Annotated in this window: 10 protein-coding genes; 6 read left to right on the top strand and 4 right to left on the bottom strand. The window is 67.5% G+C overall.

Annotation, left to right across the window (positions count from 1 at the left end; translation table 11 throughout):
* Window positions 1–315 precede the first annotated feature (315 nt).
* The 6 genes from G1C96_RS05830 (at window position 316) to upp (ending at window position 6,760) form a co-directional block, all read left to right on the top strand.
* Window positions 316–591, top strand: a complete 276-nt coding sequence (locus G1C96_RS05830) for an AbrB/MazE/SpoVT family DNA-binding domain-containing protein (RefSeq protein WP_205832069.1) — start codon at window positions 316–318, stop codon at window positions 589–591.
* 104 nt (window positions 592–695) lie between these two features.
* Window positions 696–1,004 (top strand): PIN domain nuclease, encoded by a 309-nt coding sequence (locus G1C96_RS05825; protein ID WP_169275705.1) that lies wholly within the window; start codon window positions 696–698, stop codon window positions 1,002–1,004.
* 112 nt (window positions 1,005–1,116) lie between these two features.
* Entirely contained in the window at window positions 1,117–3,351 is a 2,235-nt protein-coding gene (locus tag G1C96_RS05820; RefSeq protein WP_169275704.1) for an RNA degradosome polyphosphate kinase, read from the top strand.
* 224 nt (window positions 3,352–3,575) lie between these two features.
* Entirely contained in the window at window positions 3,576–4,718 is a 1,143-nt protein-coding gene (locus G1C96_RS05815) for an NUDIX hydrolase (RefSeq protein WP_169275747.1), read from the top strand.
* On the top strand, window positions 4,714–5,436 hold the full coding sequence (locus G1C96_RS05810) for a hypothetical protein (protein ID WP_169275748.1): 723 nt from the start codon (window positions 4,714–4,716) through the stop codon (window positions 5,434–5,436). Before G1C96_RS05815 ends, G1C96_RS05810 begins: the two co-directional genes overlap by 5 nt.
* Before the next feature lie 682 nt (window positions 5,437–6,118).
* Entirely contained in the window at window positions 6,119–6,760 is a 642-nt protein-coding gene (gene upp, locus G1C96_RS05805) for a uracil phosphoribosyltransferase (protein ID WP_034529067.1), read from the top strand.
* Between the two features lie 193 nt (window positions 6,761–6,953).
* Here the strand turns inward: upp and G1C96_RS05800 are convergent, their stop codons facing one another.
* The 4 genes from G1C96_RS05800 to G1C96_RS05785 all read right to left on the bottom strand — a co-directional run bounded on the left by G1C96_RS05800 (window position 6,954) and on the right by G1C96_RS05785 (window position 10,940).
* A complete protein-coding gene (locus tag G1C96_RS05800) occupies window positions 6,954–7,982 on the bottom strand; it encodes a glycerophosphodiester phosphodiesterase family protein (RefSeq protein WP_169275703.1) in 1,029 nt (342 codons plus the stop codon).
* A gap of 355 nt (window positions 7,983–8,337) precedes the next feature.
* Window positions 8,338–9,189 (bottom strand): amino acid ABC transporter permease, encoded by an 852-nt coding sequence (locus G1C96_RS05795; protein ID WP_240945129.1) that lies wholly within the window; start codon window positions 9,187–9,189, stop codon window positions 8,338–8,340.
* Complete coding sequence (locus G1C96_RS05790) at window positions 9,180–9,845, bottom strand: amino acid ABC transporter permease (protein ID WP_205832067.1); 666 nt, start codon at window positions 9,843–9,845, stop codon at window positions 9,180–9,182. Before G1C96_RS05790 ends, G1C96_RS05795 begins: the two co-directional genes overlap by 10 nt.
* Before the next feature lie 123 nt (window positions 9,846–9,968).
* Window positions 9,969–10,940 carry a glutamate ABC transporter substrate-binding protein gene (locus tag G1C96_RS05785; RefSeq protein WP_169275702.1) on the bottom strand — a complete coding sequence of 324 codons (972 nt, stop codon included), beginning with the start codon at window positions 10,938–10,940 and terminating at the stop codon, window positions 9,969–9,971.
* Window positions 10,941–10,976 lie beyond the last annotated feature (36 nt).

Raw genomic sequence — 10,976 nt, 5'->3', positions numbered from 1 at the left:
TGGTCACGAGGACTGTTCCGTTGAGCGGGTATTGGATAGACTTACCGTTACAACGAGGATGTTGTGCAGAGATTCTGCCTGTCAGTTGGACTTGCACCAAGAAGGCTCCCCCAACCGGGAGCCTTCTTCGTATGTCCGGCACTACGAAGCACGAGGTAGGCGAGCGCGATGCCGCGACCGTCTTCTCGAAGCATCGTCTTGGACCTCAAAGCCAACAGACTTTCCGCGCCCCGGCGCCCCACATGCGTCTCACGGTTCGGAACGTTCGCCTACAATGGAAGAAAAGTAAGGATTGCATTACCGAAGGAGACAATCATGAGCGCCGTGATGGACGTGGCGAAGGTGACGGCCAAAGGACAGATCACCATCCCGGCCGACGTGCGCAGCGTGATCGGCGTCCGCGAAGGCGACAAGGTCGTGTTCGTGCGCATGGACGACGGCACCGTCTCGCTGCGCAATGCGAACCTCGAAGCCATCCGTCAGGCGCAGGCGGACTTCCGGGGAGCCGCCGAGGAGGCGGGGATCCGCGATGAGGACGATCTGGTCTCTCTCATCAGGTCGATGCGCCAGGAGCGCGCCGCGAAACGGTGAGTCCCCATGCGCGTGATGATCGACACCAACGTGCTGCTGTCCGCCGTGATCTTCGCATCATCCAACGCCGTCGGCGTGATCGGCGACGCGGGCGGCGGGACAACGTGCTGCTGCTGTCCACCTACGCGATCGACGAGGCACGCGAGGTGGTGGCGCGCAAATGGCCGTCACGCGTCGACGCGCTCGAGCGGTATCTGCGCGCGCTGAATTTCGAAACCGTCGCGACTCCGTCGACCCCGCAGCCCGGACTCTTCGAGATCCGCGACCCGCTCGACTATCCCGTGCTCTATTCGGCGATCATCGGCGCGGCCGACGTGTTCGTGACCGGCGACAAGGACTTCGCCGACGTGGCGCTGCCCAGCCCCGTGATCGTCACTCCGGGCGAATACATGGCCGCGTTCGCCCGGCATTGACGCCGTCGCGCATCGCCCCATCCGTCCCCCGCAACCCCGCTTACGTGAATTGCTGTTGAATTATGCGGACCGAGCCGGCGCGCGCCGCCTTCCGGCGCATAGCATGGTAGGCATGGCCCAAATATTCGATGCACCCTCCAAGGCGATCCTGCGATCCCAGATCGCGGAGCACATCGCCGAAACCGACAAAAACGACAAGCGCGAGTCGGCTCCGGGCGAGCAGCCCCTGCCCGACAACCGCTTCTTCGACCGCGAGCTGAGCTGGCTGCTGTTCAACAAGCGCGTGCTCGAGCTCGCCGAGGACGAGACCCTGCCCACGCTGGAGCGCGCCAACTTCGCCGCGATCTTCGCGTCCAACCTCGATGAGTTCTTCATGGTCCGCGTGGCGGGCCTCAAGCGCCGCATCGACACCGGCATCGCCGTCCCCTCCGCCGCGGGTCTGAGCCCGCGCCAGGAGCTGCGCGCCATCAGCGAGCAGGCCCACCGCCTGCAGAACGAGCACGCGCACTACGTGATCGACCACATCCTGCCGGACCTCGCCAAGGAGCGCGTGGTGCTGCTCAGCTGGGACAAGCTCACCGGCCCGGAGCAGGAGCGCCTCTCGCGCTACTACCGCCAGCAGGTCTTCCCCGTGCTCACGCCGCTCGCCGTGGACCCGGCCCACCCATTCCCCTACATCTCCGGCAACTCGCTGAACCTCGCCGTGATCGTGGAGAACCCCGCGTCCGGCAAGTCGCACTTCGCCCGCGTCAAGATCCCCGGCAACCTCAACCGTCTGGTGCCGGTGGACGATCTGACCGACGAGGAGAGCCGCGAGGAGCGCTACGGGTTCATCACGATGGAGAACCTCATCATCGCGCATCTCGAATCGCTGTTCCCGGGCATGATCATCAAGGAGGCCCGCTCCTTCCGCGTCACCCGCAACGAGGACATCGACGTGGAGGAGGACGACGCCGAGAACCTGCTCAACGCCATGGAGAAGGAGCTGCTGCGCCGCCGCTTCGGACCGCCGATCCGTCTGGAGATCTCCGACAGCACGAGCCCGTTCCTCTCCCAGCTGCTCGCCGACCAGCTCGGCGTCACCGCCGACGAGGTGTACCGCCTGCCCGCGCCGCTGGACTTCACCGTGCTCTTCGAGCTGGGCGCCATCGACCGCCCGGACCTCAAGAACCGCCCGTTCATCCCGACCACGAACCGCCAGATCGCCGAGGTCGAGTCGAGCCGCGCGCAGGACATCTTCGCCGCCATCCGCGAGCGCGACATCCTGCTGCACCACCCCTACGACTCGTTCTCCACGTCCGTGCAGGCGTTCCTGGCGCAGGCCGCGGCCGATCCGAACGTGCTGGCCATCAAGCAGACGCTGTACCGCACCAGCTCCAACTCCCCGATCGTGGACGCGCTGATCGACGCCGCCCACGCCGGCAAGCAGGTGCTGGCGCTGGTGGAGATCAAGGCCCGCTTCGACGAGGACGCCAACATCGCGTGGGCGCGCAAGCTCGAACGAGCCGGCGTGCACGTGGTGTACGGCATCGTGGGTCTCAAGACCCACTGCAAGCTCATCGAAGTGGTGCGCCAGGAGGCCGACGGCCTGCGTCGCTACTGCCACGTGGGCACCGGCAACTACAACCCCAAGACCGCACGCCTGTACACCGATCTGGGCCTGCTGACCTGCGACCCGGTGGTGGGCCAGGATCTCACCCGCCTGTTCAACCAGCTCTCCGGCTACGCTCCCAAGTCGAGCTTCCACCGTCTGCTGGTGGCCCCGCGCACCATCCGTTCCGGCCTCATCGCCCGCATCCGCCGCGAGGAGGACGCCGCCAAAGCCGGCAAGGAGGCGTGGATCAAGATCAAGGTCAACTCGATCGTGGACGAGAAGACGATCGACGCGCTGTACCGCGCCTCGCAGGCCGGCGTGAAGATCGACATCGTGGAGCGCGGCATCTGCGCCCTGAAGCCCGGCGTTCCGGGACTTTCGGAGAACATCCGCGTGCGTTCCATCCTCGGCCGCTTCCTGGAGCACGCCCGCATCTACGCGTTCTGCAACTCCGACGGCCCGCAGATCGGCGAAGGCCCGATCTCCGGCCCCGAGGTGTGGATCGGCTCCGCGGACCTCATGCACCGCAACCTCGACCGTCGCGTGGAGGCGCTGGTGCGCGTGAGCGCCCCGGAGCAGGTGGACGAGCTGATCAAGTACGTGGATCTGCAGATGGCGGACACCACGAGCTCCTGGCACATGCAGCCGGACGGCACGTACGTGCGCCACGCGTTCGACGAGGAGGGCAAGCCGCTGGTCGACTGCCAGGACTACCTCATCCGCAAGCACATGCGCGGACGCGCGCGCCACTGAGCGAGTCGCCGCAGCGGACGCGCCACGGGCGTGTTATCGTTAACGAGGCATGAGCGTTAGGCCGATTCCCCTTCGCCGGGGCATCGGCCTTTTGCGTAGCCTGGGGACGACGGGTCGAACAACGGCGTCCATCGTTCTCACCACGTAGCGGTCGGACGCCGTACGGCCGACGCCGCGCCCGCCCATGCCGGCACGCATACCGCAGCACATGAGGGGGCATGAAGATGGCGTTGGTCGTGGAAGCGGCCGGAGGGATCCTGTACCGATGGCGCAACGATTTCCCGGGATGGATGAAGTTCTCGGACCACGGCACGCCGCCCGAAGGCACCGCGGCGCACGCGGTGCTCGACGAGCTCGAGGTGTGCGTGGTGCATCGTCCCCGCTACGACGACTGGACCTGGCCCAAGGGCAAGCTCGACGTCAACGAGACGCGCCGCCACGCCGCCGTGCGTGAGATCGGCGAGGAGACCGGCCTGCACGTGCGGCTGGGCGCATACATCGGCGACATCGAATACCCCCTGGCGCTGGAGGGGCAGCACGAGCGCAACGGGAACGACGACGACAAAGACGACGGCCGGAACGACGGCAAGGCGCCCAAATCCGCCAAGCTCAAGGGCGTCGACACCAAGCACTGCTTCTACTGGATGGCCACGCCCCTCGACGACGCCGCGGGCGAGCGCCTGTACGACGCGTTCGGCCCGGTGCATCTGGCGGACCGCGCCGAGATCGACAACGTGGTGTGGCTGCCCGTGTTCCGTGCGCGCCACGTGCTCACGCATCCGCTCGACCGCCACATCCTCGACCAGTTCGTGGACCGCGTGGAGGAAGGCGCCACCGCGGCCGTCACCGTGCTGCTGGTGCGCCACGCCAAGGCCGAGGCGCGCAAGACGTGGACCGGCACCGACGCCGACCGTCCCATCACCCCGCGAGGCGCCGCCGCGGCGTACGCGCTGAGCCGCGAACTCGCCTGCTACGCCCCGTCCCGTCTGGTCTCCTCGCCGTGGCGCCGCTGCCGCCAGACGCTGCAGCCGCTCTCCTGGCAGTGCGGCATGCCGATCGAATCCGCCGAACCGCTCACCGAGGACGCGTACGCCGCCGACCCGGACGCCGCATGGCGGTGCTTCCTGGGGAACATCGACGACGCGCTGGACACCCGCCGCCCCACCGCGATCTCCATGCACCGGCCCGTGATCGGCGGCATCTTCGCCCACCTGCGTACACTGTGTGCTACGAAGACACTGGCCAAGCGCCTCGTCGCCAAGACGCCGTACATGACCACCGGCACGGCGATGATGCTCAGCGTCGTCAGGACGCCAGATGGCCCCAAGATCATCGACATCCAGAAGGTGAGACCGATTGTCTATTAGCTCCTCCGGCTCCGTCCACGCGGCGGGCTCCGCGTTCGCCCCGGCGCGTCTCGGCGCGTCGCGTCCCGCCCGCCCCTCGCAGCTCGATCCCGCGCTCGTCAACCAGATCGCCGGCGGCGTGGACCCGGAGCAGCTGAGCGAGCTGAGCCACGCCACCGCCGCGTCGCTGCTCGACCGCGTGCACCACACGCAGGACCCGCAGGTGGTGGCGCGCGTGCTCACGCTCGTGGACGTGGAGGGCGTGGATCTGGTGGCCGAACTGTGGAGCCACGCCGAACCGGACTCGCTGCCGGGGATTCTGTGGCGACTGTACATGCTGCGCACGTGGATGCGGCGCGACCGGGACGCGATCTCGCGGCTGTGGCGCGTGGGCGAGCCGGTGGCCACCACGGCGTCGGCGATCGCGGGCGTGGATCAGGCGCCTGATGAGGACGACATCGCGCGCCTCGCCGATTCGATCCTCTCCGGCGCGTTCGTGGGCGACTTCGCGGTGGCGCTGGAGCGCGCCAGCGCGTTCTGCGACGTGATCGTGGCCGGGCTGCGCGCCGAGGCGCACCATCGTTCCGCGCATCTGGCCGCCGCCGCGGTCACCTCCGCCGACGAGCACGCCCATCGCGCCGCGGCCGCGCGCATGCTGCACAACGCCGCCTCGCTGCGCCACACCGCCGAGGACTTCCGTCACGGCGCCGCCCTGTGGAGGCGCGGGAAGCTGGAGTAACGGCAACGGGGGCCGGCGACCGATCCGCTCCGCGGCGTACGGCGTGAGGCGTAAGGCGGTACCCATGCCGAGCATCGTCGGGTTCCGCCTCGCTCTCTGCTCCGTCCTCTGATCCGCCCCTGCTCCGTCCCCGCGCGAGGCGAGACCGCGCGCGGTTCGTCGTGTCGCGACGGGGCATGCCGTACAGTAGATGGCGCGTCGGGCCGTGCTTAAGCCCCGGGCTCCATTTTTTGCCGCCGCGAGCGGCCCTTGCGCCGACAGGCGCTTTCACGGTTCGGCGCATCTATTCTTTTTCTATTCTTTTTCTATTCTTTTCGCGCGTTCCCCTTTGCGTCGCCTCCGCAGTGCCTTTGCATCCCTTCGCAGCCCCCTTTGCTCTCCTGCATCCTTTCGCAGCCCCTTTGCATCGGCCGACCGCCTGATCTCCGCGGTCCGTCCGAGCGTCATGCGCGTTCCGTGCGGATCTGCCAATCCTTGGCACGCAAATCGCAGGAATCGGCAGATCGACATCCGTTCGGTCTTCTCGGAACCCCTCAGAGCGCGGATCTGCCTACATTTGCAATATTGATGCCCAGGATTGGCAGATCTGCAGATCTGCCAACAGATCGGCGGAAGTCCGCCCCCCCGCCACGCACACGGCGCGATTACCACTCTTCGCCCGGCGTGGCTTACCCTAGGAGCCATGGAACTTCACGTACTGAATCATCCGCTGGTGGAGCACAAGCTCACCGTGCTGCGCGACAAGAACACCCCCTCCTCCACCTTCCGCGAGCTCGTCTCCGAGCTCGTGATGCTGGAGGCCTACGAGGCCACGCGCGACCTGTCCGTCGTGGCCACGCCGATCGAGACCCCGGTGGCCCCGATGACCGGCAAGAAGCTCGCCGAGCCGCGCCCGATCATCGTGCCCGTGCTGCGCGCGGGCCTCGGCATGCTCGACGGCATGACCCGCCTGCTGCCCACCGCCGAGGTCGGCTTCCTCGGCATGAAGCGCGACGAGGACCACCCCACCCAGCAGATCACGTACGCCAACCGTCTTCCCGACGACCTCACCGGCCGCCAGTGCTTCCTCATCGACCCGATGCTCGCCACGGGCGGCACGCTGGTCGCCGCCACGCACTACCTGGCCGAGCGCGGCGCCAAGGACGTCACGGCCATCAACATCATCGCCGCCCCCGAAGGCATCAAGTACGTCGAGGAGCACATCGACCCGTCCATCGACTTCAAGGTCGTGGTGTGCGCGGTCGACGAGAAGCTCAACGACAAGTGCTACATCGTGCCGGGCCTCGGCGACGCCGGCGACCGCCTGTACGGCGTGATCGACTGAGCCGTGATCGACTGAGCACGGACCGATCGCAGACCGATCGACTGAGCAGCTGAGCGGCGGCGCGACTGCGCAACCGTGTCGCGCCGCGTCCGTCCCCGGATCGCAACGCTGCGACGAACGACCAAAAAAGCGGCATCCACAAGCCTGAATCCGGCCTGCGGATGCCGCTTTTCGCAATGTTGCGGCCGCCCGCTCACCCCTCCGCGGGGACGAACGACTCGAAGATGAAGCGGTCGAAGTGCGGGGCCGACTCGGCGAGTTCGGCGGCGCTACGCACGGTCCAGGAGACGGTGGTGGCGCCCATTGTGCGGGCGAGGCGCACCTGCGGGGTCGCGCCGCCGTGCCAGTCGTAGGCAATGAAGTCCGGGCGTCCCAGCCAGTCGAAGGCAAGCAGCCCGGCAAACCATTCGGTGACGGCCTTGCCGCCGGTGCCGAACGGGGCTGCCTCGGCGAGCTGGCCGCGGTTGACCTCGGGACGGTTCTCCTTGTACCAGTTCACCGCGCCCGGGTGGAACGATTCGATGACGTACGGGCCGTCGTAGGCGCGCAGCAGCGCGTCGCCCTTCTCCATGAGCTCGTCGTCGCGATCGGTCCACTCGTAGTCGTCGAACTTGTACTCGACGATGATCGGCACGCGTCCGGCCACCACGCGCAGCACGTCCGCGAACAGCGGCACGTGCTGGCTGTAGCCCGCCGTGGCGCCCGCGCCGGCGGCGTCCAGCGGCTTGGCCTCGGCGTCGCCCGGCTTGGCGGGGGCGGGGAACAGCGGGATGTCCACGAGCTCGGCGTAGGTGAGGTCCGCGATGCGGCGCGGATCGCCGGCCACGCGTTCCAGATCGGAGTCATGCACCACCACCACCTGACCGTCGGCGGTGAGCTGCAGATCCAGTTCGATGCCGTATCCGGCCTCGCAGGCGGCGGCGAACGCGGCCAGCGAGTTCTCGGGGGCGATGCTTCCCTCGAAGTCGGCGCTGGCGTAGCCGGCCTTCACGGCCATCTCGCGGGCGAGCGCCACATACGCCTCGCTTTCCGCGCCGGCGTACTCGTCGGTCAGTCCGGAGCCGGCGTCGTGCAGGCCGCGATGCGCGTACGGCACCTCGGGGATGCCGGGCACGCGGTAGCGCCGCTTGTCGATGTTCAGACGCGGCGCGATGGCCAGCGCTCCTGCTCCGGCCGCCAGCACGCCCGCGGCCACCAACGTCTTGCCGAATCCCTTGCCCATGTTGGACCTCCTTCGGGCGGGGGCGATCCCCATCTCATCACACAACCTAGCACCCGCGTCGCCTCGAATGCGCAAATCGTCCGTGGCCGTCGGTTTCCGATGTCATTCTGCCGATCCTTGGCATGACATTTGCAGGGATCGGCAGAAATGCGTTCATACGGACCTTATCGAGCCTGCTACGACGTAGATCTGCCGATCCTTGCGATTCGCATGCCAAGGATCGGCAGAATGACAGTTTGGCAGAGCAGCAGACCAGCAGAGCGGCAACACGGAATCGGCCCGATCGGACCGAACGACGCTCACCCGCGCCATCGCCGCGCCCTTGCTGCGCCATCACCGCGCTCACACGACCCGCTCACACCTCCACGGCGTGCGGCATGACGGTGTCCACCTTGAGGATCTCCGCGTCCTGCCGGCGCGACAGCCAGTTGGCGAAGCGCGAGATCGCCAGATTCACCAGCACGTAGATCAGCGCCACCACCAGATACACCGGTACGAGGCTGGAGAAGTTGGCGATGAGCACCTTGGCGTTCACCATGAGCTCCGGGTACGTGACCACGTAGCCGAACGACGTGTCCTTGACCACCACCACGAGCTGCGTGACCAGCGTCGGCGTGACGATGCGGAACATCTGCGGCATGATCACGTGCACGAAGTTCTGCGCGGGGCTCAGGCCCAGCGAGATGCCGGCCTCCTTCTGCCCGTCGGGCACGGCATTCACGCCGGCGCGGTAGACCTCGGCCAGCACCGCGGACGCGTATGCAGAGACCGGGATCACCACCATCCAGTACGTGCTCACCTTGAGGCCCATCTGCGCGGGCACCAGGAACATCGCGTAGATGAACAGCAGCGTGGGGGTGCCGCGGAAGAACTCGATCACGGCGGTGGCGATCCAGCGCACCGGCGCCCAGCGCGACGTGCGCCCGAGCATGAGCACGAGGCCCACCACCAGGGCGATCGCGCCGGCGCCCAGGGCGGCGCGCAGCGTGCCCACCAGACCCATGCCGATGAACTCCCACACGTTGAGCTGGGCGAAGAAGTACCAGTACTGCGAGGCGAGCTGCCCCTTGACGTAGAAGCGGTACACGATCCACGCCACGAGCGCGGCGAGCGCGAGCGCGGACAGGACGGTGCCGATGAGGATGCGACGGCGGGCGCGCGGACCGCCGGCCTCGAACAGGGCGGCCTCGGTGGGTGTCATCGCCATAGCGCGAACCTCCTTTCGATGCGGCGGCCGACGAACGCGATGAGCAGACCGGTGAACACGTACATGAGCGCGGCCACGAGGAACGTGGTGACGCCGAGCGCCTCGGTGTTGTTGATCTCGGCCACGAGTCCGGTGAGCTCCTTGTGCGCGATCGGCACGAGCGAGCCGACCGACGAGCTGATCATCACGGAGAGGGCGAGCGTGACCATCGGCTGCACCACGGCGCGCAGGGCCTGCGGCAGCACGATCGAACCGACGATCTGCGAAAAGCCGAGGCCCAGCGAACGCGCGGCCTGAATCTGCCCGGCGTCGATGGTGTTGATGCCGGTGCGCAGGTTCTCGCACGCGAACGACGACGAGACGAGCACCAGCGTGAGGATCGCGGCGGGCTCGTAGTCCACCACGAGCCCCAGATCGGGCAGCGCGTACACGATGAACACGAGCAGGCACAGCACCGGCATGTTGCGGAATATCTCCACGTACGCGGTGACGGCGCTGCGCAGGGGCGGGATGGGGCTCACGCGAGCCACGGTGAGCACGATGGCCACGAGGAACCCGCCCACGAATCCGAGGACCGCGATGCGCAGCGAGACCAGGTAGGCCTGGACGAACGCCTGGCCGTAGTTGGTCACCAGATAGGCGAAGTCGTGGATCACGGGGCGCACCTCCTTTCACGATTGTCGCGGACGTTCCGTCCGCGAACGACGGCACATACGACAGCGGCTCCCCTCGCGACCGAACGCGGCCGAGGGGAGCCAGAAGACGCTATCGGACCGGGCTCACTGCTCGATCTCGGGCGGGGTGGGGACGGTGGTCACGCCGGTGCGGTCGCCGATGGTGACCTGCCACAGCTTGGCCCAGGTGCCGTCGTCCTCGATCTTCTTGAGCCACGCGTTCACGAACGCGGCGGCGTCGGAGTCCTTGGGCAGGCCGATGCCGTACGGATCCTTGTTGCCGAACGGCTCGCCGGCGATCTTGAAGTCGTTGGGCGACTTGACGAGCGTGCCGAGCTGCAGCGTCTGGTCCACGACGTACGCGTCGACGCGGCCCTGACGCAGCGCCTGCGTGGCCTCGGCGTCGGTCTGGAACTCCTGCACGGTGGCCTGCGGCGCCACCTGCGCGACGATCTGCGGACCGGTGGAGCCGCCCTGCACGGCCACCTTCTTGCCGTTGAGCGAGTCGGTGCCGGTGATGGACGTGTTGTCCTTCTTCACCAGGATGGCCTGCTGGGAGACGTAGTACGGACCCGCGAAGGAGATCTTCTCCTTGCGCTTGTCGGTGATGGAGTAGGTGGCGAACACGGAGTTCACGGTGCCGTTCTGCAGCACGGACTCGCGGGTGGACGAGTCGACCACGGTCAGCTCGGTCTTGGCGTCGCCCAGGATGTAGCGGGCGAGCAGCTGGCTCAGGCCGGCGTCGAAGCCGCGCACCTTGTTGTCGGTGGTGGACTGCAGCGAGAACAGCTGGGAGGTCTTGGTGCCGCCCACCTTGAGCACGCCGGCCTCCTTGACGGACTTGGCCCAGGCGTTGGCCTCGATGGTGGCGTCGTCCGCCACGGCTCCGGCGTTGATGATCGCGTCGTAGTCGGAGACCTTGAGGTCGGTGCTGGCGGCTGCGGACGCGTCGCCGGACGCGGATTCGGCGGCCTTGGGGGCCTCGCCGCAGGCGGCGGTGAAGAACAGGCCGGAGGCGACGACGAGCGCCGCGACCTTCTTGACGAGCGCGTTGGCGCGCAGGGTACGTGTGGTCATGGGTTTTCCTCTCTTCCTTGACTTGTTCCCCACCCT

It is taken from the genome of Bifidobacterium moraviense, from assembly GCF_012932365.1.
Lineage (GTDB): Bacteria > Actinomycetota > Actinomycetes > Actinomycetales > Bifidobacteriaceae > Bifidobacterium > Bifidobacterium moraviense.
The sequence above is the reverse complement of the archived record's forward strand: the minus strand, read 5'-3'. Positions and strand labels throughout refer to the sequence as shown.

Coding starts and splice junctions, on each gene's coding strand:
- G1C96_RS05830 (WP_205832069.1), top strand. CDS start 316: ATGAGCGCCGTGATGGACGTGGCGAAGGTGACGGCCAAAGGACAGATC.
- G1C96_RS05820 (WP_169275704.1), top strand. CDS start 1,117: ATGGCCCAAATATTCGATGCACCCTCCAAGGCGATCCTGCGATCCCAG.
- G1C96_RS05815 (WP_169275747.1), top strand. CDS start 3,576: ATGGCGTTGGTCGTGGAAGCGGCCGGAGGGATCCTGTACCGATGGCGC.
- upp (WP_034529067.1), top strand. CDS start 6,119: ATGGAACTTCACGTACTGAATCATCCGCTGGTGGAGCACAAGCTCACC.
- G1C96_RS05800 (WP_169275703.1), bottom strand. CDS start 7,982: ATGGGCAAGGGATTCGGCAAGACGTTGGTGGCCGCGGGCGTGCTGGCG.
- G1C96_RS05795 (WP_240945129.1), bottom strand. CDS start 9,189: ATGGCGATGACACCCACCGAGGCCGCCCTGTTCGAGGCCGGCGGTCCG.
- G1C96_RS05785 (WP_169275702.1), bottom strand. CDS start 10,940: ATGACCACACGTACCCTGCGCGCCAACGCGCTCGTCAAGAAGGTCGCG.